The organism is Parashewanella curva (assembly GCF_003675895.1).
Classification (GTDB): domain Bacteria; phylum Pseudomonadota; class Gammaproteobacteria; order Enterobacterales; family Shewanellaceae; genus Parashewanella; species Parashewanella curva.
The window spans coordinates 1-21,491 of record NZ_ML014755.1 but is presented as its reverse complement, the minus strand read 5'-3'; the positions used below and the strand labels follow the sequence as shown (position 1 = coordinate 21,491).

20 protein-coding genes are annotated in these 21,491 nt (G+C 39.6%); 16 read left to right on the top strand and 4 right to left on the bottom strand.

Features of this window, described 5'->3' with window-relative positions; all coding sequences use genetic code 11:
* Nucleotides 1–298: 298 nt before the first annotated feature.
* Both D5018_RS02135 and nlpI read left to right on the top strand, forming a co-directional pair.
* Nucleotides 299–880 carry a TetR/AcrR family transcriptional regulator gene (locus tag D5018_RS02135; protein WP_121837336.1) on the top strand — a complete coding sequence of 194 codons (582 nt, stop codon included), beginning with the start codon at nt 299–301 and terminating at the stop codon, nt 878–880.
* An 81-nt stretch (nt 881–961) separates the two neighbouring features.
* The gene (nlpI, locus tag D5018_RS02130; RefSeq protein ID WP_121837335.1) at nt 962–1,843 is read left to right on the top strand and encodes a lipoprotein NlpI; all 882 of its coding nucleotides are present in this window, start codon (nt 962–964) and stop codon (nt 1,841–1,843) included.
* Nucleotides 1,844–2,157: 314 nt separating this feature from the next.
* Here nlpI and D5018_RS02120 read toward each other — a convergent pair whose 3' ends face one another.
* Complete coding sequence (locus tag D5018_RS02120) at nt 2,158–2,640, bottom strand: hypothetical protein (protein WP_121837333.1); 483 nt, start codon at nt 2,638–2,640, stop codon at nt 2,158–2,160.
* 141 nt (nt 2,641–2,781) lie between these two features.
* Complete coding sequence (locus D5018_RS02115) at nt 2,782–3,444, bottom strand: TetR/AcrR family transcriptional regulator (protein ID WP_121837332.1); 663 nt, start codon at nt 3,442–3,444, stop codon at nt 2,782–2,784.
* Between the two features lie 564 nt (nt 3,445–4,008).
* Here D5018_RS02115 and D5018_RS02110 point away from each other — a divergent pair.
* From D5018_RS02110 to deoD, 11 genes are all read left to right on the top strand, one after another.
* Nucleotides 4,009–6,501: a hypothetical protein gene (locus D5018_RS02110; protein WP_133309219.1), complete on the top strand. Its 2,493-nt coding sequence runs from the start codon at nt 4,009–4,011 to the stop codon at nt 6,499–6,501.
* 94 nt (nt 6,502–6,595) lie between these two features.
* Nucleotides 6,596–8,173 (top strand): peptide chain release factor 3, encoded by a 1,578-nt coding sequence (gene prfC / locus D5018_RS02105; RefSeq protein ID WP_416351524.1) that lies wholly within the window; start codon nt 6,596–6,598, stop codon nt 8,171–8,173.
* Between the two features lie 113 nt (nt 8,174–8,286).
* Entirely contained in the window at nt 8,287–8,508 is a 222-nt protein-coding gene (locus D5018_RS02100; protein WP_121837329.1) for a hypothetical protein, read from the top strand.
* Nucleotides 8,509–8,531: 23 nt separating this feature from the next.
* Nucleotides 8,532–9,095: a hypothetical protein gene (locus tag D5018_RS02095; RefSeq protein ID WP_121837328.1), complete on the top strand. Its 564-nt coding sequence runs from the start codon at nt 8,532–8,534 to the stop codon at nt 9,093–9,095.
* A 13-nt stretch (nt 9,096–9,108) separates the two neighbouring features.
* Nucleotides 9,109–9,894, top strand: coding sequence for a TatD family hydrolase (locus tag D5018_RS02090; protein WP_121837327.1), 786 nt, complete (start codon nt 9,109–9,111; stop codon nt 9,892–9,894).
* A 166-nt stretch (nt 9,895–10,060) separates the two neighbouring features.
* Nucleotides 10,061–11,323 carry a NupC/NupG family nucleoside CNT transporter gene (locus D5018_RS02085; protein ID WP_121837326.1) on the top strand — a complete coding sequence of 421 codons (1,263 nt, stop codon included), beginning with the start codon at nt 10,061–10,063 and terminating at the stop codon, nt 11,321–11,323.
* 304 nt (nt 11,324–11,627) lie between these two features.
* Nucleotides 11,628–12,497, top strand: coding sequence for an outer membrane protein OmpK (locus D5018_RS02080; protein WP_243637361.1), 870 nt, complete (start codon nt 11,628–11,630; stop codon nt 12,495–12,497).
* Between the two features lie 363 nt (nt 12,498–12,860).
* Nucleotides 12,861–13,634, top strand: a complete 774-nt coding sequence (gene deoC, locus D5018_RS02075; RefSeq protein WP_121837324.1) for a deoxyribose-phosphate aldolase — start codon at nt 12,861–12,863, stop codon at nt 13,632–13,634.
* Between the two features lie 197 nt (nt 13,635–13,831).
* Nucleotides 13,832–15,163, top strand: coding sequence for a thymidine phosphorylase (gene deoA / locus D5018_RS02070; protein ID WP_121837323.1), 1,332 nt, complete (start codon nt 13,832–13,834; stop codon nt 15,161–15,163).
* Between the two features lies 1 nt (nt 15,164).
* Complete coding sequence (locus D5018_RS02065; RefSeq protein ID WP_121837322.1) at nt 15,165–16,382, top strand: phosphopentomutase; 1,218 nt, start codon at nt 15,165–15,167, stop codon at nt 16,380–16,382.
* A 148-nt stretch (nt 16,383–16,530) separates the two neighbouring features.
* Nucleotides 16,531–17,241, top strand: a complete 711-nt coding sequence (gene deoD, locus D5018_RS02060; RefSeq protein ID WP_121837321.1) for a purine-nucleoside phosphorylase — start codon at nt 16,531–16,533, stop codon at nt 17,239–17,241.
* Between the two features lie 77 nt (nt 17,242–17,318).
* Here the strand turns inward: deoD and D5018_RS02055 are convergent, their stop codons facing one another.
* Nucleotides 17,319–18,431: an energy transducer TonB gene (locus D5018_RS02055; RefSeq protein ID WP_121837320.1), complete on the bottom strand. Its 1,113-nt coding sequence runs from the start codon at nt 18,429–18,431 to the stop codon at nt 17,319–17,321.
* Nucleotides 18,432–18,601: 170 nt separating this feature from the next.
* Between D5018_RS02055 and serB the strand changes: the two genes are divergently transcribed.
* Both serB and D5018_RS22075 read left to right on the top strand, forming a co-directional pair.
* Nucleotides 18,602–19,459 (top strand): phosphoserine phosphatase SerB, encoded by an 858-nt coding sequence (serB, locus tag D5018_RS02050; RefSeq protein WP_121837319.1) that lies wholly within the window; start codon nt 18,602–18,604, stop codon nt 19,457–19,459.
* Nucleotides 19,460–19,558: 99 nt separating this feature from the next.
* Nucleotides 19,559–20,458, top strand: a complete 900-nt coding sequence (locus D5018_RS22075; RefSeq protein ID WP_243637360.1) for a secretion protein EspA — start codon at nt 19,559–19,561, stop codon at nt 20,456–20,458.
* Here D5018_RS22075 and D5018_RS02035 read toward each other — a convergent pair.
* Nucleotides 20,455–20,760: a hypothetical protein gene (locus tag D5018_RS02035; protein WP_121837318.1), complete on the bottom strand. Its 306-nt coding sequence runs from the start codon at nt 20,758–20,760 to the stop codon at nt 20,455–20,457. The genes D5018_RS22075 and D5018_RS02035 overlap by 4 nt on opposite strands.
* A gap of 622 nt (nt 20,761–21,382) precedes the next feature.
* Here D5018_RS02035 and D5018_RS22360 point away from each other — a divergent pair.
* A partial coding sequence (locus D5018_RS22360) for a DUF4277 domain-containing protein (RefSeq protein ID WP_121837317.1) occupies nt 21,383–21,491 on the top strand: 109 nt, incomplete at its 3' end.

Genomic DNA, 21,491 nt, shown 5'->3' with positions numbered 1-21,491 from the left:
AATTTAAGCTTTCACAACAAAGAAGAATCAATGCTGAAAAGCCCACGTAGTGCGAGTTTAATTGTCTTTATACTGCGTTACTTTCCCTTATAATAGAATAACTATTACTACAGGAAAGTGCCTTGCCTAAATGGCAATTAATTCTCGCTGAAATCCTGCATCTTCAGGTATCACGAGTATATATTATGTTTTCACTGTGAAAATATAATATGATTGTACAGAGTACAATTACTCTAAAATTTAAATCTAGAGCATGTCCTGACAAATCAACACGGCAAATATCAATATAGAGGTGATAATGGCTAGACCCAGTATGGTGGAGCAAAGACGAACAGAAATCCTTGATGCATTAGAGGAATGTATCCTCAAACAAGGACTTCAAGATACGTCTTTAGAGAATATTGCCGATACCGCTGGAGTAAAGCGCACCATTTTACGCCATTATATTGGTAATAGAGATCAAATCATTACTGCGTTGAGTGAGCGTTGGCGCAACATCTATTCAGACCAATGGCTGCAAGCGATTTCTCAGCTTCCTGAAACCGATTCTATAGACACTTTATTAGAGATGCTGTTCTATATTGGCTCAACAGAAGATAATAGAGATAATATTATTAGCCATGAGCTCTTTTCTGAATCTAAAAGGCTGGAACCAGTTAAACTGGATCAAGAGCAAAATATGGCTGAATTTATTAAACACTGCAGCCAAATATTAGCTTCAGAATACCCCCATGCAAATTCCGATGATATTGAACTGGTTTGCTATGGAATTTATGCCAACTACTTAACGTCAAAGTCGATGTTGTTGCTCAACCTTCATGACGTAACGACAAAGCTTATTCAAAGCTCAAAACGACTTTGTGACAGTTTAGCTGTTTAAGATCGTAAATCAGTGATAGCCGTTTATGATTGGGGTTGATATGATTAAGCGGTTTCCGTATTTTACAAAGGCTCACTTTTAATGACAGTTAATTGGCGCATTCTTAAAGTTGCATTGGTCGTTTCATTGCTTTCTGGTTGTGCATCCACCACCTTAAAAAACCATTATCCCACCCGATTATTAGTTGAGCCAACTACTCCTCTGTATCAAGATGAGTTAAATCTACTTAAAAGCTCCGATATTCTTTCTCGTGCTAAGTTAACTGACGAACAGCGTGCTCGCTTTATGTATGAGCGAGGTGTGATTTACGATCGAGTTGGTTTGCAGTTGTCTGCCCGTTACGATTTTAGACAAGCACTAAATTTAAATCCTCGTTTGGCCGATGCGTATAATTTTCTTGGTATTTATTCGACGTTGGAGGGTGATTTTGACAGTGCGTATGATGCTTTTGACTCAGTCCTTGAGTTAGCCCCTAGCTATGAATATGCTTACTTAAATCGTGGTATTGCTTTATATTATGCAGGCCGGTTTGAACTTTCCAAAGATGATCTCACCACTTTCTATACAAAAGCACCTGACGATGCGTACCGTTCAATTTGGCTTTATTTAGCGCATCGTAAGTTTAACCCTGAAAAAGCAAAAATAGAACTAACTCAACGGGTTTCTAAACTGGATAAAGAGTTGTGGTCCACTCAAATAGCTGAGTATTTACTTGGCAACCTAAGTGCAGATAAATTAGTAAGTAAGGCCAATGAATACCTTGATTCCAAAAATCATCGACGTGAATATACAGAGCATCTATGTGAAGCGTATTTTTATATCGCTCAGCAAGCTTTACACCAAGGGCACCTCGAAGCGGCTACTCAATTGTTTAGGTTAGCCCTTGCCACAGACGTTTATGATTTTGTCGAATACCGCCTTGCTGGATTTGAGCTTTCAAAACTTGAGGGAGAGTTTGAGTAGCGATTGCTACTCTAGCTTGGTTTTAATCTATTTATGGGCTGGTGAAGAACTATCGAGTTACCGTCGGGCGCTAAGCGTAATTTATATTGTAATCCAGCATTGTTATCCATAACAAAACTGCCTTGATCGTTTAGCGGTTCTCTGTCAACGACTTCAAAAACAAATTTGTTATAATTAAACCCATGTTCAGCAACCAAGTCCTCAATCTGCCTAACGGCACTGTCACGCTGGTCTATGGCTTCTTCTTTTGTTAATGCTAAGACATCTATTGCTGTGCGAACTTTGTTTTTAACATCAGCAGAAGCTTTAGGTATCTAGTTATTGCAAAAGTCTTCTTTGAGTGTTTCGTACTTCCTCCCTGATTGATGTGCATTAACAGGCTTGAAAGCAACTGGGTTTGAGATTGCTAGTTCATCCCCATTATCTAGTCTTGCATGACATTGCATAAACGAAACGCCACTGATGGGATCTTCCACAACCTTAAGGTAAAAGTGTTGTTGTTCACTTTCGTACATACTATTTAGCTCATTGGTCAAAGCATTCAATTCGCCATAGTTTGTTGCTTTGGATATTTGGGTTAATTTTTTTTCAACGTCATTTATCGAAATGCCAGTTCCAATTGATCTTATTCCATTCCAAATACGATCGAAAATTTGCCTGAATGTACTTTTGGCCACAACACCTGTTTCTGCGACTCCAGACTCAGAACCTTGACTATCGACACTCGGTTTTTTGAATGCTTCTAAATTAATGTTTGCTTGACGGGGGGCATTGTTTGATATGGATAACTGTGACATTTGCCTGACTTTGTATAAGTTTTATCAACAGTATAGACAAAGTTTGAACATAGGGATGAAATAGAGGACTTATGAGTCCTCTATTGCGTTGTAGATTGAATGTGCTGTTCTATTTTTGAAATCAAAATGCAGCCAGTTTTGCTAAATGGCGTTCAGAGCAGCCCCATCTTCCGCGATTAATGATTGATAACGAGACTCCATTTGTGAAAACATGGCTGATGAAGCTTCGGTAGCATAAGGTTTTATTATTAAAATCATGCGTGACACTCCATCAAAAAGTTCTGATGGCTTAATTTCTTTCTGATTTGATTGAACTAATTTGTGGCCAATCCATGAGCCCATTAGAATTCTAATGGTGTCTGCAAGTCGCTCGACATCTTCCGCAGGTATACATAGTAATCCGGCATTCACCATTTGCTGCAATATTTGGCTAATTGAATGAGTCGTGCTTTGCTGAAGTTTCAGATAGCGCTTTTTCAATTGGTCATCTTTGAGCAAAATGTCGTGCAGATTTACGTAGAAAAAGCGGAACTTCCATAAAGCCACAAAAGCCGCATCTAAATAGGCCATCATTGAACCGGCATGAAATTCTTTTTCTTCTGAAGGTTTGATATTTTCGTTGATATGCTTTTCAAATAAGCTAAAAATCTCTTGAATGATGTCTTGCTTATTGGCGAAATGATAATACAAATTGCCTGGGCTGATCCCCAAATGTGCCGCAATATGATTTGTGGTAATGGTACGTTCACCGTGCTCATTAAACAATTCTAAGCTAGCATGAATGACCATATCTCTTGTTTTCATTTTAAACCCCTAAAGCTTTTAAGCTCTTACATCATTTATATTGCCGGTTTACTTACAAGAATTTCATAAATATTTCGAGCAAGAAACCTAACTGTTACTTAATAGTAAGATTAACCTCAATTAATCATTCGTCAGACCAGTTAGAGTGCTCAAAAAGCAAACGCATATCTATCTAGGGCGTGTTGATCTTTCAGGATTAAATTTTGTGCTATTTGAGCACTTTTCTGTTCAAGGCATGAGCAGTGAAGCTTAGCCATCTAAGTAAGCTGATCACAACACAAAACAGGAAGTGCTCAAAAGCATCGAAGACAGCGTAAATTGGTCACTTCTGCTGCGTTATCGTTTGTTTATGTGGAAGAACCACACCTCACAAACTCTGCCTTGCATAAGATAACCAATTTATCACTGCAAAAACAATCACGAAAGATCAACACGCCCTAAGGTGAAAAGCTCATTTATGCATTCTTCAATATATATTGGAATAACATATTCCAATTACCTCTCGGTTGTTTTTTGAACTTTAAAGACTTGTGTTATTCAAATTGCACTAAACCCTGAAGGTTGTTGGAGATTTATATGTGTGCAGCTGCAGTTGATATAAATGTTACCCCTAGAATGACTACTCATTATGAGAATGTTGAAGCAGAGAATGCAGAACTTCAAGTTGTGCTTTATACCCCTTCTGTGCACGGAGACTTATGTACTTATAGACAAACAAAAGGGTTTATGGGGTTAAAAGCGCAATATAAACAAGATATAGAACGCTTGAAAGTCTTAGATAAAGAGTTTCATTGCGGAAGGTTCGAAGTTGCTCAGCAGGCATTTTGGTCTCACCTTTTCGAGATTAGTGATGATGAAAAAGTCACATACATGCAAGCCAAAGAATTCAGAGAGATTGCTTTTTCTGGTTTTACTGATGATTTTAGAGGTGCGATTGAGATTCTTGAAGCAAATACTCTGTCCCTTAATCAAAAGAAGCGATTATTTGACGATTTAATACACGCTATAGAGCTCTGTATGCCAGGGATTCAAGAAGTTGTGAATAATATTCATGAAGCATTAGATATGGAAAGTAACTTTAACTTACAAGCATTGAAGCTTTATAAGCGTGAGGTAATGAAAGCGGTCGCTAGGCGGCATTTAATTGGATTTACGGATAGTGCATCTATACAGGATTTAAAAGGTAATTATGTACATGTTGAACATGGTCTAGTTAACTATTTTTCTGAAAAGTTTGATGTCCCCAAATTTACTAATAGTGCGGCACATTTTGGTTTTAAAGATAAATTCCTAAAAGGATATGAAGCTAAAGTTAAAGCAGCCTTACACCCAATTCGATTAACACAATACGTATTTGGGCAACTTACATCAGAACTAAGTAAAGCGTTGAAAGAATATCAAGCATTAAGAGCAGATTGGGTGTGTTTATCTGAATTATCGTTCTACACGCAGGAAAAATTAAAAGCAGAATTAACGCAAATTGGTAATGATGAACTAAACAGGCAATTAACAAGTGACTTTTGTCATGGATCAGTTCTCTCCTTAGAAGCCCTCAGTGAACGATTGACTCAATTAGAAATACAAAACAAAGACTTTATATTGCAAAGATTAACAGAAATAGTATGCAGTGATGAGCATTGGACTGAAGCGATATATATTCCACTTGATTACTTTCAAGAAGCAATCTTTGCAGAGTCTAAAGTCGCTAAGCTACATTCTTTACAAAAAGAGTTATTCAAACAAATTTGTGGCCCATTACAACGCATTGCTGGAAATGAGGAGGTTTGTACTGAAACTGATCTTATGGACGCAAATACGTTAGTGAGTATCTCAGTCAAAGAAATTAAGTTAAATCTTCTTGCTATAGCAGCCAAAGCACTCGAAAAAACAAGAGCGGACTGTGAAATCAACTTAAGTCGAAGGCCTGAAAAGGTTCTTAAATATACCCCAGAAGGAAGTTTTTTCTGGGTGGTGGATAATTTTATTACCAGACCAGTTACTATGGCTGACGTCCAAGGCTTACATTTGGATGGCTTGTCGGATGAGGCGGTAAATCATCTTTTTGAAATGACAGTAGAAACCGTTGAATCTTTTGATGACTTGTTAAGTTTTTTAGCTTTAAACCAAGGTGCTAAACAGTCAGACCGATTACCTATAACCGTTGTTACTCAAAAAATGGACTGGTTAATTGATAAAAAACCATTTTTGAAGTCTCAAATTGCAGCGTCATTACAAATCCCCCCAACACCTCATTGTTTGAACCTTAAGTTTTGTGAAAAATATTTTAAATATTTAACGCCTGAGGCACGGAAGGAAACAACACTGATTGTCAAATTAAAATCCAACGCTTTTTTATCTGATACAGAAGTCAAACAGGTTATACATAGGTGGAATGAATTTGAGTTACTTGAATACCTTCAGCACATGAATCAAAGCACGTTTAATCGATTCATCGTACATGTTATTACGACTGATAATATAGAAATATATGAGAAGTTGAGGGCTAATGCGTTTTTATTTGATGAATTTGTAAGAACAGGGGTAAAACAAACTCAGGAGGCAGAAAAATTTAATTACCATTCGAATTTACTCAGTCTTTGTTTTGAGCAAAATGCGGTAAAGATTACAATGAGGCTGTTCGAAAATGGTGATGTATCAGCTGAACACTCATACGGGACAATCCTTGCTTCGCCGCTTTTTTTAGCGATTGCTTTGCAAAATGCAACATTAATGCTTTTAGTACTTCAGCAGCCAGCTACTCAAGCGAATTTACTTAACTCTGCAAAAGAGACTCCGCTTCATTATGCGCTTCGTTTGTATGAAAAGTTTGGTAAAACTCATCAACGACAACGTGTAATTTATGGTTTGATCGGACATGAGGAAATTGATTTATTTGCTTTGGATGAAAAAAGGGTTCAGTGCTTTCAACGTTTGAATAAGTATGATGAATTTAAAAGATTTACATTGCAAATACTTGAAAAGCGATCTGATGACTTATACCAGCGTGTCGAAGAGAGTCAAGATAGTGGTTTTCTAGAAGTTAGTTGTGTTGCTTAGGCGATAAATTTCGACTCTTGATTGTTTCATTAGCGAATTTCAGCGAAAATACGCGCAAAATTTCAAATTGCCAAAGAAGAAATAATTCATGTCGATGTCAGTGCCAGAGCAAGTCTCTAAACGTCGCACTTTTGCGATCATCTCTCACCCGGATGCGGGTAAAACCACCATTACAGAAAAAGTATTGTTGTTCGGACAGGCGTTACAAAAAGCGGGAACAGTAAAAGGTAAAAAATCAGGTCAGCACGCAAAGTCTGACTGGATGGAGATGGAAAAAGACCGTGGTATCTCTATCACTACTTCTGTAATGCAATTCCCTTATGCTGATGCTTTGGTAAACCTGCTTGATACCCCAGGTCACGAAGACTTCTCGGAAGATACTTATCGTACCTTAACGGCGGTAGATTCTTGCCTAATGGTGATTGACTCGGCGAAAGGTGTAGAGGAACGTACGATTAAGCTAATGGAAGTCACTCGATTGCGTGATACCCCAATCGTCACCTTTATGAACAAGCTTGACCGTGATATTCGTGATCCTATTGAATTGATGGATGAAGTAGAAGACGTACTGAAAATTTCATGTTCTCCAATCACTTGGCCTATTGGTTGTGGTAAAGAGTTCAAAGGTGTGTATCACATTCTGCGTGATGAAACCGTGCTTTATCAAACGGGTATGGGGCATACAATTCAAGATTCGGTGGTGATCAAAGGCTTAGATAATCCAGAGCTTGATGAAGCGATTGGCTCATACGCTGAAGATTTACGTGATGAGCTTGAGTTAGTTGTGGGTGCTTGTCCTGAATTTGATCATGACGCCTTCTTAAAAGGTGAAATGACGCCTGTATATTTTGGTACAGCACTGGGCAATTTTGGTGTTGATCACATTCTTGATGGCATTGTTGAATGGGCGCCTGTTCCTCAACCTCGTGAGACTGAGGAAAGAAACGTAGAACCAAACGAAGAAAAGTTCTCAGGTTTTGTGTTTAAAATTCAAGCCAACATGGATCCCAAGCACCGTGACCGTGTCGCCTTTATGCGTATTTGCTCTGGTGAATACAAACAAGGCATGAAAATGCGTCATGTGCGCCTTGGTAAGGACATCAATGTCAGTGATGCTCTAACCTTTATGGCTGGCGATCGTGAACGTGCAGAAACCGCATATCCGGGTGATATTATTGGGTTACACAATCACGGAACCATTAAGATTGGTGACACTTTCACTCAAGGTGAAATGATGCGCTTTACTGGTGTGCCTAACTTTGCGCCAGAGCTCTTCCGTCGAATTCGTTTGCGTGATCCTCTTAAGCAAAAGCAATTGCTTAAAGGTCTGGTTCAATTGTCTGAAGAAGGTGCAGTACAGGTATTCCGTCCATTAGATACTAATGACTTAATTGTAGGCGCAGTGGGTGTGCTACAGTTTGAAGTGGTTGTTGGGCGTTTAAAAACCGAATATAACGTAGAAGCCATATATGAGTCAGTGAGCGTAGCGACTGCTCGTTGGGTTTATGCTGACGATGAGCGCGAGCTGGAAGACTTCCGTCGCAAGTGCAGTGCTAACCTAGCGCTCGATGGTGGTGATAACCTAACTTATATTGCACCAACCATGGTGAACTTAAGCTTGAGTATGGAACGCTACCCTGACATCAAGTTTGCTAAGACACGCGAACATTAATTATTGTTATTTTGTGAAGCCGCAACTGCGGCTTTTTTTATGGGAAATTCAGCCTTAATTCAGACAACATGAGTAATGTTGAACTGTGTTGGACATGGCGAGTGAGACAAACCATGAGCATTACACGCGATAATCAAGGCTTTGAAGTACAGATAAGCAGAAGCTTATCTGAGATGGTTGGAAGAAAAAATAATGAACTTCGGCAATTTATAACGTCAAATAACACTAAATATTATCTCAAAGTTCAATGTGATGCATGTCAGAAGGTGCTGAATTTAAATAATCAAGTCACTACTCATGATTGTGCTTTTACCCAGTTTCAAAAAGAGCAGTAGTTCTTATTTTTGCGAAATAACTTATGAGTATAGATTCATCTTTAAAAGTAGTATCTACAGAGGTGGCCTCGCAAGGGGCACATTTAGCTGAACAGCTTAAGCATTTGGTAATCTCGGCTGTTAATGACAAAAATGAGTTTACTTTTAAACTTAAAGAGGGTCAGGAATATTGTGTTGCAGCCAGGTGCACAAGATGTAATGATTTTTTTGAATTAGATAAACACTTATCTAATCATTCGTGTAAGACGGCATTAGAAAAATGGCAGGCTAGAGTCGTTGATTATGATAAAGCTGTCGTTGTAGTAGCCAACCAGATTAGTGATATTTTTAAAAATGAAGGGTTGAAAATAGAGGAATTAGACTCGCTTGAAGCTGTTATTGATAACAATTGTAAAGCGTTTTATCAAAGCTCTCCAGAGACGCTGGAGGAGAGGGTTAAAATACTAAAAGATTTTCTTGAACAGTGCTCCGATGAAAAAATTTTGCATCAAAAATGGTGTCGATTGAATATAGCTTTACAGATATTGGGTTCCAAATTAGGAGCTTATGAGATAGTGTTACCTTTATATCCAACATTATCAAAATAGCTTGCCATAGGAGATAATTATATTAATCGATAGCCACGCTCATATAGACTTTGATGCTTTTGATGATGATCGCTCAGAGTTATTCACGAAGATGAAAGCTCAAGGGATTGAAGGAGTATTGATCCCTGGTATTTCTCCGCTTCACTGGAAAAAACAACTGCATGTGGCTAACGAATATGAGTGTTCATATGCTATAGGGGTTCATCCTTGGTTTGTTGGTGATGATGTTGAATACGACATTGCATTATTAAAAGAGGAGTGTCAGCATCAATTAAATAACCCTGCATTTGTGGCTATTGGGGAAGCGGGGTTAGATAAGATTAGAAAGCGTAATTGGGCTCAACAATTAAATTGCTTTGAAAAGCAAATTCAACTTGCGGTTGAGCTAGAAAAGCCTTTGATTATTCATGCGGTAAAAGCTCATAACGAAGTCATTGAGTTATTACAGAGCTATCGACCTAAATTCACCGGTGTGATCCACGGCTTTTATGGTTCTCCTCAATTGGCACTGCGATACATTAACTTAGGTTTTAAGCTTGGGATTGGTGGCTTGCTTTTGAATGATGAATCGAAAAAATTACATCAAACAGTTAAAGATATTCCTCTAGAAAACTTTTTAATTGAAACAGATTCTCCGTCAATGTTACCAAAAAATAGTGATCAAGTTCGAAATTCTCCACTTCTTCTCCCTCAAATTGTTTCTAAATTAAGCAAACTGTCAGCTAAATCAGTTACCTTAATTTCAGAACAGCTAAGGTTAAATTACGCTCAGGCTTTTGAGTGTAAAAGGTTTAAATAAAAACACTGATGGGTATGGGGTGTTAACGTCGTGTTATTTTCGCTAAATTAGATTTCAAAAATATGATCAATACAACGCTTTTTATTTATGGCTTAGGTATAATCGCTATTCGAAATGGTTGGTTAACAACAAAATAATAAACGTTAACAATTGAGGGTGATGGTTCATGGAAATTCTAATGAGTCTTGTAGGTATTGCAGTCCTGATAGGTATTGCATTTCTACTTTCAAACAACAAGAAAGCAATTAACTATCGTACCGTTGGTGGTGCGTTAGCTATTCAAGCGGCTTTCGGTGGTTTTGTTCTATATGTACCAGTAGGTAAAGATATTCTTAAAGCAGTTTCAGATGGTGTTTCTAGCGTCATCAGTTACTCAAAAGATGGTATCGGTTTCCTATTTGGTGATCTTGCTAACTTCAAAGTAGGTTTTATCTTCGCAATCAACGTATTGCCAGTTATTATCTTCTTCTCTTCTCTTATTGCGGTACTTTATTATCTAGGTATCATGCAGTGGGTTATCCGTATTATCGGTGGTGGTCTACAAAAGGCACTAGGTACTTCACGTACTGAGTCTATGTCTGCAACAGCAAACATCTTCGTAGGTCAAACGGAAGCACCACTTATCGTACGTCCTTTCATTGCATCTATGTCTCAATCTGAGCTATTCGCTATCATGGTTGGTGGTCTTGCATCAATCGCGGGTTCTGTATTGGCGGGTTACGCTCAAATGGGTGTACCGATTGAGTATCTTGTTGCGGCTTCGTTCATGGCAGCACCAGGTGGTCTATTAATGGCTAAGCTGATGCACCCTGAAACTGACGAAGTTAAAGATGACATGGAAGATCTTCCAGAAGATCCTGACAAGCCTGCTAACGTTCTAGACGCTGCAGCTGGTGGTGCTTCTTCTGGTATGCACTTAGCACTAAACGTTGGTGCAATGCTTATCGCATTCGTTGGTCTGATTGCTATGATGAACGGTATCCTTGGTGGTATCGGTGGCTGGTTCGGTTTCCCACAACTAAGCCTAGAAATGATCCTTGGTTATGTGTTCATGCCACTAGCATTCCTAATCGGTGTGCCTTGGAACGAATCTTTCGTTGCTGGTTCTTTCATCGGTCAGAAAGTAATTGTGAACGAGTTCGTAGCTTACTTGAACTTCGCTCCATACATGCTAGACCCTGCTACTGAAGGCTTTAAAGCTGTAGCTGAAACTGGTTTACCAATGACTGACCGTACTAAAGCGATTATTTCTTTCGCTCTATGTGGATTCGCTAACTTATCTTCTATCGCGATTCTACTTGGTGGTCTAGGTGCAATGGCTCCTAGCCGTCGTCACGACCTTGCTCGTCTAGGTCTACGTGCGGTAGTTGCTGGCTCTCTAGCTAACCTTATGAGTGCAACAATTGCAGGTCTATTCTTAGCACTGTAATTCAAAATGATGGCGACCTAAGGGTCGCCATTTTTTTATCCATTTCAAGTTGACTAACCAAATTCAAATAGGCTGTGTTGAGTTCAAGGATGACATAGCTATTTTTCTAAAGCTCATGTCTTTTTACATCCTTCTAACAATCACATGTCTAGCTAATTAAAAAAACAAGATATTGTTCACATTTCGGGATTTTATGTTTGTATTTTGCTTGTTAACCGTTGGTGATGCTTTCGGAATTTAGTAAAATACAAGTGCAAATAAAAACACTGCCAAACAAAGGCAGAACTCAAATAATATGGGGTTGATGATGAAAAACTTTAAAATGTTAGCTATCGCTGGTGCAGCTGCTGCAGCTATGACTGCCGGAACCGCTCAAGCTGAGCAATACTACGGTTTTATGACTGCTTCAGTTAACTACTTAGACTGGACTGAAAAGACTATCGATCGTACTACTACTGTGGATCAAGGTGGTCAAGGTTTAGGTGGTACTAAAAAAGATTTCTTATTCTTAGAGCTTGAAGGTGGCGCTGGTTACGACTGGGGTGATGTTTACGGTTTCATTGATATTGAAAATCCAGGAAATATCAATAAATCTCAGAATGAGAGAAAAGAAGGTGATAAAGTTGTTGAGGAACGTGGTGTAGCTGTTCCTAGCTCTTTCCGTATTGCAGCTAAAGGTTCTATTGCTTATAACATTGGTAAAACCAACTGGAATGCTTACGGCCATATTTACAGCTTCACTGAAGCTCGTGGAGATTTCCACGGTGGTTTCTTTGACCAAAACGTAGTACTTGGTGTTAGTTATGACATCAATACTGACTCAGGTTTCTGGATGAAGCCGTTCATCGGTTTGCATTATGAGAACCAACGCTTCGCTGGCGCAGGCTTTAACGGCTACATGGCTGGTTGGGTTCTAGGTTATAACTTCAAACTTGGCAACCAGAACTTTATGGTTAGTAACTGGCATGAAACTGAGTTTGCTCGTGAAGATCAGTTCCGTTCAAACGGCACTCCTCATAAGCTAGATAAAATGGGGCAAAACGGTGCAGTTGCGCTATGGTGGAATGCAACTAAGAAATTTACTGCGGGTGTTCAATACCGTTATGCTGATCAAAAGCTAGGTACTGCTGCATACCATGACGCAGTAATCTTCACTGCTAAATACAACTTCTAATCTAAATTAGAATTGTGCTTGGAGTCGCACTATGCGGCTCCTTTGAGTTTCTAAGTCTTTATTTCAATTAATCGTAATTTAAATAAAGATTTCTCGCGCTAAGATGGATTTTTCGCGGAAGTAGGACATCATTTCTCTCGTAACTGAGTTATTTCTTCTCTTCCGGTCTTCAAGGATTCAAGTCGTGACTGAATAGTCAAGATAGCCTTACTTATGTAGGTAAGGTATTGAATACTTATAAGTGCCAACAATCCATACCAATAACAAAATTTGGTACTGCTATAAGTAACCTATTTATTTTACGGTGCGCCTAGCTCGATATTAGGTGTGCAGATCAGAATATTTTTTGGATGGAGAAACATCATGACTGATTTAAAACTGGCTGCAAAACGTGGCATTTCTTTAATGGATCTTACAACGCTTAACGATGACGATACCGATCAAAAAGTGATTGAGCTTTGTAAAAAGTCGCAAACGGCTGCTGGTCATACTGCTGCAATTTGTATTTATCCACGTTTTATCCCTATCGCACGTAAAACATTCCGTGAGCTAGGTGCAGAGCACATGCCAATTGCAACAGTAACTAACTTCCCACACGGCAACGATGACATTGAGATTGCTGTAACTGAAACTAAAGCTGCTGTTGCTTATGGCGCAGATGAAGTGGACGTAGTATTCCCCTACCGTGCATTAATGGCTGGCAACGAAGAAGTAGGTTTCGAATTAGTTAAAGCATGTAAAGAAGCTTGTGGTGATAAAGCTATTTTAAAAGTGATCATCGAATCAGGTGAGCTTAAAGATCCTGCGCTTATCCGTAAAGCGTCTGAAATCTCAATCGATGCGGGTGCAGATTTTATTAAGACTTCTACTGGTAAAGTACCTGTAAATGCTACAATTGAAGCTGCAGAAATCATGCTAACTGTGATCAAAGAGAAAAACACTAAAGTTGGTTTCAAGCCTGCTGGTGGTGTACGTGATGCGGCGCAAACTGCTGAGTTCTTAGGTAAGGCGGCTGACATTCTAGGTGATGAGTGGATCACTCCACGTACTTTCCGTTTTGGTGCTTCAAGTCTACTAAACAGCTTATTACATACTCTTGAATTAGCTGATGCTCCAGCGGCAAATCAAGGTTACTAAACAGTAAGGCTGAATAGCCCAGCGTCATTTGATCTCATAATGACAGATTCGATGACGCTGGTATGTATATCTGTGATCTAACTCCCTTTTGCCCCAATAAAACTTCGATACTATTTAGAAAAATTACTACATTTTGTCTTTAATCTTGCATTTTGTATCTGGCATCAAGCGGTGTGAAGGTACTTCGGAGTAGCTGTATGTTTTTAGCACAGGAAATTATTCGTAAAAAGCGCAACGGAGAAGCGTTAAGCACGGAAGAAATTCAATTTTTTGTAAATGGTATTGTTAATGGTGCCGTTTCCGAAGGCCAAATCGCCGCTTTAGGTATGGCCGTATATTTTAATGATATGAACATGGATGAGCGAGTTGCTATTACATCTGCTATGCGTGATTCAGGTACCGTATTAAACTGGGATCATTTAAATCTAGATGGTCCGATTGTCGACAAACACAGTACTGGCGGTGTGGGTGATGTAACCAGTCTAATGCTTGGCCCAATGGTGGCAGCATGTGGTGGTTATGTACCAATGATTTCGGGTCGTGGCTTAGGTCATACAGGTGGAACGTTAGATAAGTTTGATGCTATCCCTGGCTACAATACTGAAGCTGATAATGCGCTGCTGAGTAAAGTGGTAAAAGAAGTGGGTGTTGCAATCATTGGTCAAACGGGTGATTTAGTTCCTGCGGATAAACGCTTTTATTCGATTCGTGATAATACCGCGACGGTTGAGTCAATTTCGTTAATCACTGCTTCGATTCTTTCTAAAAAGCTTGCAGCAGGATTAGAGTCACTTGTGATGGACGTTAAAGTGGGTACTGGTGCATTTATGCCAACCTATGAAGCATCGGAAGAGTTGGCTCGTAGTATCACTGCTGTAGCAAACGGTGCTGGGACTAAGACTACGGCTATTTTGACTGATATGAACCAAGTGCTAGCATCTTCTGCGGGTAATGCGGTAGAAGTGAAAGAAGCCATTGATTTCTTGACAGGTCGTTATCGCAACCCACGTTTATATGAAGTGACCATGGCACTGTGTGAAGAAATGCTGTTGCTGGGTGGACTTGCCAGTTCTCAAGCTGAAGCTAGATCGAAACTGAATGCAGTACTTGATAATGGTCGTGCGGCTGAAATTTTTGGTAGAATGGTGTCTGGTTTAGGCGGCCCTGCTGATTTTGTCGAAGCGTACGATAAGTATTTACCACAGGCATCAATCATTCGTCCTGTATACGCTGAAAAAGCTGGTTTTGCTCATAGTATGGATACACGAGAATTAGGTCTGTCAGTTGTGACGTTAGGCGGCGGACGCCTTAAACCGGGTGATGCGTTAGACTATAGTGTAGGGCTAACAGAAGTTTGTGCATTAGGTGATGAAATCAATGCAGATAAACCATTAGCTATGGTTCATGCACAAACAGAAGCTGGATTTGAAGAAGCCGCTGCTGCGGTTAAAGCTGCGATTGAAGTAAGTGATACTCGACCTGAAAAACAAGTTGAAGTATACAAAGCCATTCGCGCAGAGGATTTATAAAATGAAACGTACTGTAATTTTAATGCTGGACTCCTTCGGCATCGGCGCGGCCGGTGATGCTGAAGCGTTTGGTGATGTTGGTTCTAACACTTTTGGTCATATTGCCAAAGCGTGTTCAGAAGGTCGCGCTAATGATGGTCGTGAAGGGCCGCTGAAGCTACCAAACCTTGCAAAGCTTGGCTTAGCTCATGCCGCTAAAGAAAGCACGGGTGAGTTTCCGATGGGCTTTGGTGACGATATCACTGTAACAGGCTCATACGGTTACGCTAAAGAGATCAGCTCTGGTAAAGACACACCAAGTGGTCACTGGGAAATCGCGGGTGTACCTGTATTGTTTGATTGGGGTTACTTCCACGATAAACAAAACTCTTTCCCTAAAGAATTGACTGATAAAATTCTTGAACGTGCCGGATTAGATGGCTTTTTAGGTAACTGCCATGCTTCTGGTACTGCAATTCTTGAAGAGCTCGGTGAAGAGCACATGAAAAGCGGTCAGCCAATTTTCTATACCTCAGCTGACTCAGTATTCCAAATCGCTTGTCATGAAGATACCTTTGGTTTAGAAAACCTATACAAATTATGTGAGATCGTTCGTGAAGAGTTAGAGCCATACACTATCGGTCGTGTTATTGCTCGTCCGTTTAACGGTCCTGATGCGAAGAACTTTGCTCGTACAGGTAACCGTCGTGACTATTCAATCGAGCCTCCTTCAAAAACCGTATTACAAAAGCTGCAAGAAGCAGGCGGTGAGGTGGTGAGTGTCGGTAAAATTGCTGATATTTACGCTCATTGCGGTATCACTAAAAAAGTGAAAGGCAATGGATTAGAAGCCTTATTTGATGCAACGTTAGAGCAAGTTAAGCAAGCGGGTGAACGTACGATCGTATTCACTAACTTTGTAGATTTTGACTCTCATTACGGTCACCGTCGTGACGTGGCGGGTTATGCTCGCGCGCTAGAATATTTTGATTCTCGTTTACCAGAGCTATTAGAAATTTTAGAAGATGATGATCTGTTATTACTGACCGCCGATCATGGTTGTGATCCAACATGGACGGGTACCGACCACACTCGTGAACACGTACCTGTATTAGCTTTGGGTGCGGGTCTAAAAGCTGGTTCTCTCGGTGGACGTGAAACGTTCGCTGATATGGGGCAATCCATTGCCACTTATTACCAATTAGAACCAATGGAATACGGCACGTCTTTCGTTGGCTAGCTGAATTTGAATACTGACTGTCCAATTGACAGCAATTGGGCTGTATTTAAGTGAAAAAAATAAATAAAGTCGTTAAATTACACCAAATTAATTTAGAGTTTCCTAATTTAGTTTGGAAAGACATTAAAAAATATAGGGGTTATAAACAATGGCTACACCACACATTAATGCGGCCGATGGCGCTTTTGCAGAAACCGTTCTTTTTCCTGGTGATCCACTACGTGCAAAATACATTGCAGAAACTTTCCTAGAGAATGTTGAGCAAGTGACTGACGTTCGCAATATGCTTGGTTTTACTGGTACTTACAAAGGTACTCGTGTATCGGTAATGGGTTCTGGTATGGGCATTCCTTCTTGCTCTATCTATGCCACTGAGCTTGTTAAAGATTACGGTGTTAAGAACCTGATCCGTGTTGGTAGCTGTGGTGCAATCAGTACTGATGTTAAAGTTCGTGACGTTATTGTTGGTATGGGTGCTTGTACTGATTCACAAGTTAACCGTATGCGTTTTGGTGGCCAAGATTTCGCAGCAATCGCTGATTATGGTCTTCTAAAAGCTGTTGTTGATGCAGCTGATAAGCGTGGCATTAAGCACCGCGTTGGTAACGTATTCTCTGCGGATCTTTTCTATACACCTCAACCAGAAATGTTCGACAAAATGGAAAAAATGGGCGTTCTGGGTGTTGAAATGGAAGCAGCAGGCCTTTACGGTGTTGCAGCCGAATATGGTGCAAAAGCATTGTGTGTTGTAACGGTATCAGATCACATCCGTACTGGTGAAGCAACCACTTCTGATGAGCGTCAAACTACGTTCAACGAAATGATTGAAATGACTTTGGATGCGGTTGCTGAACTGTAATTGCTTAAAGTTGTTTAGGGCACGTCCTAGATTAAAGGCCGCATTTGCGGCCTTTATTATTTGCAGGAAAGAAAAATTTAACCCAAAGTAAAATCCAATCTGATTTTCATATTCTTAGCATCAACGGCTTCACCATTTTCAAACTTAGGGGCATAGCGCCACTCAGCCAACATTTTTTTAGCTGATTTTTCAAATTTACGTCCACCTTCAGACTGAAGTACTTCGATATCTTTTACGGTACCAGATTTAGATATAGTGAATGACAAAACTACATGTCCTTCTTTTCCTAGCATTGCATAGTTGGTCGGATAATCTAAAGCTGTGCGATATAGTGGTACAGGATCTTGATCCTCTTGCCAAGGCTTCATTTTACCAATGGCAATACAATGTTCGGTTGATTTATCACTGTCACCACGTTTTTCATAGATAGAAATTAAGCGAGAATGAGCACCTAATTTAAATGGGTGGCTGTAATCCAAAGTATCGAATTGTTTGATCACGTTTAAATACAGTTTCTCTGCTTTATTGGATTTTTTTTCGTCTTGGTAGATGCGCGCCACATTGAATTCAGCCATTACTCTATCAATAGCATTTTCAGGTAATTTTTCTTGGAAGGTGTCTAACGCTTCAATAGTTAACCCACGTAAGTGACGAGTATATTTACCTCTATTTAGCGTATCGAAAGCAAGCATTTTTACCTTTGCGACAAAGACTTCATCACCATTTTTTTCAGCTAGCTCTAACGCTTTTTCGATTTCATCTTTTGTGCCACCAGTTGTTGGCATCACTTTCGCTTTTTTTAGGTGAGTGTCGATAATGGCTGTTGTTTGAGCAGGCTTGATGCCTTGATATATGGTTAACGCTTCATCAAATAATGCCTTAGCTTTTTTATGAGTCACTTTTCTTTTTTTCTTGTCGGATTGACGAATATTAGAAAGTGAAGTCGCATAATTGACTGTAAGAGCGGCTAAATCTTTTGGTGAATCTTTATAAAGCACTTTGCCTAATAGATATGATTGTTTAGCAAACTTAACTGCATTGAAGTTTTTACGCTCAGCGATAGCTTCTTTATATTGGCTGTAAGCTTGATTGAAAAGCTCGCGTTGAGATTGAGGGGCTTCTTCAGCGTAAGCTGTTTGTGAAATAGCCAAAATAGCCAGTGCACAGGCTGTCTTTGTCCAAGTTTTCATTGATGCATTCCATTGAATTTATTGTCGTCGAAAGTATCAAAACTTAAATGTTAAATCAATGTAATTATCCAGTGTGCCCAATTGATTGTTTTTACTATTAGTATGAATATTTTGTTATTGTGTTTATCTCCATCAATACCCACCATTACACACTTGGAAAAAGCTATAAGATGAATACCACGGAAACTTACCGACTGATTTACCAAAATTGTACAGGGCTTGATGCAATTGAAGCTCAGCTATGTCAAATACAAGGTGCTAAGGAAATACATCATGGAAGAACTCAATCAGGGGTAGGTTATATCGATATTGTTTGTTCAAGCGGTATTAATATTGAGAGTCGATTTACCAATACTGATATTGAAGTGGCCGCATTGTCATTAGTGACACCTAAGCTTAAGCATAAAGGTGTATTACTGATGGATATGGATTCCACTGCTATTCAAATCGAATGTATTGATGAGCTGGCTAAATTAGCGGGTATTGGTGACAAGGTTTCGGACGTGACTGAATTAGCGATGCTAGGGCAGTTAGATTTTGAACAAAGCTTGCGTCAGAGGGTAGCATTGTTAGAAGGGCTGGATGCTGGTGTAATTCAGCAGTTGTGTGATGAATTACCATTAACTCAAGGTTTGGAGTCTATGGTTAAGGAGTTGAAAGCACATGGCTGGGTTGTAGCTGTTGCATCAGGTGGTTTTACGCCTTTTGTTAATCATTTAAAAAACAAACTAGGTCTAGATGGCGCTTTTGCCAATGAATTAGAAATCATTGATGGTAAGTTAACTGGAAAAGTAATCGGTAGAGTGGTTGATGCTCAAGCAAAAGCCGATATTTTAACAGCATTAGCTGAACAATATGATGTTGAAATCAATCAGACTATAGCTGTGGGTGATGGCGCGAATGATATTCCTATGTTGAAAGCTGCGGGGGGGGGTGTGGCTTTTCATGCCAAACCAGCGGTGCAGCAGCAGGCGCAAGTGTCTATTAATCATTTAGGCTTGGATTCCATTTTGGCGCTACTAGGTTAGCTGGTTAGACCAGTTTGGTGGGGGAGTTGCTTCTTTTTAAAATCTTTCTAATTGTCACATAAGCATAATGGCATAACCATACATCAATGAGGTTATGCTATGTCTGATTCATCTAGAGGCCCTGTGCTTGCTCATTCCAATGTTGACTATGTAAATTCACATTTTGGCGTTGGAGCTTCTGTAGGACTAGGTATGCCGAGTCCTGATACTGATTACACTCTAGCTTTTAACGGTGACTCCGTATTATCAGGTGGCATCGCTATTCTCTATTTGTTTATGGATCTGCTATCAGAGCTTGCTAATCAAAAATATCTTGAGATGCAAGAAAAAGCCAAAGTCTCTCGTGACGCTCAAGATAAAGCCAATGAAGTTAATGAAGTGATTGCTAAAGTTTCAAAAGAAGGTGATCAAGGTGCAGAACCGTTACCACAAGATGTGATCGATTATATGCGTGAAAATGGCATAGAGGTCGATGGAAAATCCATTGATGATTATCTTAAACACCCTCAAAGTCCAATGAAGAATGTTGTCGTTCATTTGACGTCTTCAGACGGTCAGAAGCTCGATATTACACATTCTAATGGACAATACTATACGTATTCTATGGATGGGGATAAGGGATATACTTTAATTTCGGATAAAATCAAAGATGGAAAAATAACATCCTTTTCAGCCGGAGATAATCCAGGGGAACCGATAACTCTCGTAAAAGATGGTGTTACCTATACTGGGACTGTGCCTGACTATCAATCCCTTAGTGAACTTGGTTATGACGATAGCAGCGATGGGTTAGCAGAAGTAAAATTAAATAAAGGTCAATTAGAAGCTGTAAAAGATGCGCTAGAAAATGTTTCTAATCGAGCCTCTGATTTTGTATCGCAAGCGCAATTACAACTACAAAAAATTATGCAGACTTATAATGTTAGTGTCAGCATGATTAACAGTATGCAAACCATGCTGCAAGAAATGAATAAGTCTATTGCCCAGAATATTCGCTAAATGCGTATTAACCGTTTTAGCGCTTTGGCAATGAATCCATCACTCAGTCGTTTGATGGAGAACCCTTGCTTCAAGGCTTGGCAAAATGAAGGCTCGCCTTGTTCGAGAGACTCGTGAAAACCACCAAATTCTTGTTGTGACTGCTTATTACTTCCTTGCTCTTTATCTTCATCTAACAGGTTCTCGATAAAGTAATCTTTTCCTTCAACAAAAAAGCCAGAGTTCGCTTCCCGTCTTTTCCGTGGCTCAAGCTCGACGGCTCGTTCACAAGGAGCGATACCAGAGCGTACTGAAGTTACCATAACGTATCCTTAGTAAAACCATTATAGTCTTACGTTTGAAACTATATTTAAGACAATGCTTTCCTACATGACTTAAATATCCCCCGTTTTGCAGTCTAATCAGTTTTTGATAATTTGTTGAGAAACTGTTTAGGCCTTTTACCTATGTTATATACAATATTTTCATAAATTGAAGTTATATGAAGGGTGTTTAATCTTAAAAACATCAGTTGGCTACGTTCTCAAGCGTAGAAAAAATGATTGCTTGTAAGGCGTAGCTTGCTGCAAGTAGTTGTTACCGCCATACAAAACTGGCGTTACTTCGTTTCTATTTGCAAAAGTTACAACGTAGCTAGCGGGCATTTTAGCAAGCTTGTGGGAGTCGAGCGTTTCACCCATTCGGTGAATGACTAGAGACCATATACGGCCTCTAGGTTATCGATAGATAGGTTTAATTTTATTTATACCCGTCATTTCGCACTGATATTTCCTAACACTTAACAATAATCACTCACGGCTAATCAAGACACAAAGATCACAACAATTATGGCAAATAGATCACTGAGCCATAGCTAAAAGATCACAGACAAACTTTCAATTTTTAAGCAGAATGTCCTAATTCCTAACCTAATCTCCCTTTGAAATGCTGGATGAAGATCAGTTAACGATTCAGAACATAGACCATCTTGGTATTGCCGCTGGATTGATTGATAAACTCAAACTGGTTGAGCGCATTGATGCTCGACTTCCTA

Excerpts from the sequence above, each read along its gene's own strand:
- prfC (WP_416351524.1), top strand. The coding sequence starts at position 6,596 with ATGTCAGTGCCAGAGCAAGTCTCTAAACGTCGCACTTTTGCGATCATC.
- D5018_RS22075 (WP_243637360.1), top strand. The coding sequence starts at position 19,559 with ATGTCTGATTCATCTAGAGGCCCTGTGCTTGCTCATTCCAATGTTGAC.
- D5018_RS02115 (WP_121837332.1), bottom strand. The coding sequence starts at position 3,444 with ATGAAAACAAGAGATATGGTCATTCATGCTAGCTTAGAATTGTTTAAT.
- deoC (WP_121837324.1), top strand. The coding sequence starts at position 12,861 with ATGACTGATTTAAAACTGGCTGCAAAACGTGGCATTTCTTTAATGGAT.
- D5018_RS02120 (WP_121837333.1), bottom strand. The coding sequence starts at position 2,640 with ATGTCACAGTTATCCATATCAAACAATGCCCCCCGTCAAGCAAACATT.
- D5018_RS02095 (WP_121837328.1), top strand. The coding sequence starts at position 8,532 with ATGAGTATAGATTCATCTTTAAAAGTAGTATCTACAGAGGTGGCCTCG.
- D5018_RS02100 (WP_121837329.1), top strand. The coding sequence starts at position 8,287 with ATGAGCATTACACGCGATAATCAAGGCTTTGAAGTACAGATAAGCAGA.
- D5018_RS02065 (WP_121837322.1), top strand. The coding sequence starts at position 15,165 with ATGAAACGTACTGTAATTTTAATGCTGGACTCCTTCGGCATCGGCGCG.
- serB (WP_121837319.1), top strand. The coding sequence starts at position 18,602 with ATGAATACCACGGAAACTTACCGACTGATTTACCAAAATTGTACAGGG.
- deoA (WP_121837323.1), top strand. The coding sequence starts at position 13,832 with ATGTTTTTAGCACAGGAAATTATTCGTAAAAAGCGCAACGGAGAAGCG.
- D5018_RS02035 (WP_121837318.1), bottom strand. The coding sequence starts at position 20,760 with ATGGTAACTTCAGTACGCTCTGGTATCGCTCCTTGTGAACGAGCCGTC.
- D5018_RS02055 (WP_121837320.1), bottom strand. The coding sequence starts at position 18,431 with ATGAAAACTTGGACAAAGACAGCCTGTGCACTGGCTATTTTGGCTATT.
- D5018_RS02080 (WP_243637361.1), top strand. The coding sequence starts at position 11,628 with ATGATGAAAAACTTTAAAATGTTAGCTATCGCTGGTGCAGCTGCTGCA.
- D5018_RS02085 (WP_121837326.1), top strand. The coding sequence starts at position 10,061 with ATGGAAATTCTAATGAGTCTTGTAGGTATTGCAGTCCTGATAGGTATT.
- nlpI (WP_121837335.1), top strand. The coding sequence starts at position 962 with ATGACAGTTAATTGGCGCATTCTTAAAGTTGCATTGGTCGTTTCATTG.
- D5018_RS02135 (WP_121837336.1), top strand. The coding sequence starts at position 299 with ATGGCTAGACCCAGTATGGTGGAGCAAAGACGAACAGAAATCCTTGAT.
- deoD (WP_121837321.1), top strand. The coding sequence starts at position 16,531 with ATGGCTACACCACACATTAATGCGGCCGATGGCGCTTTTGCAGAAACC.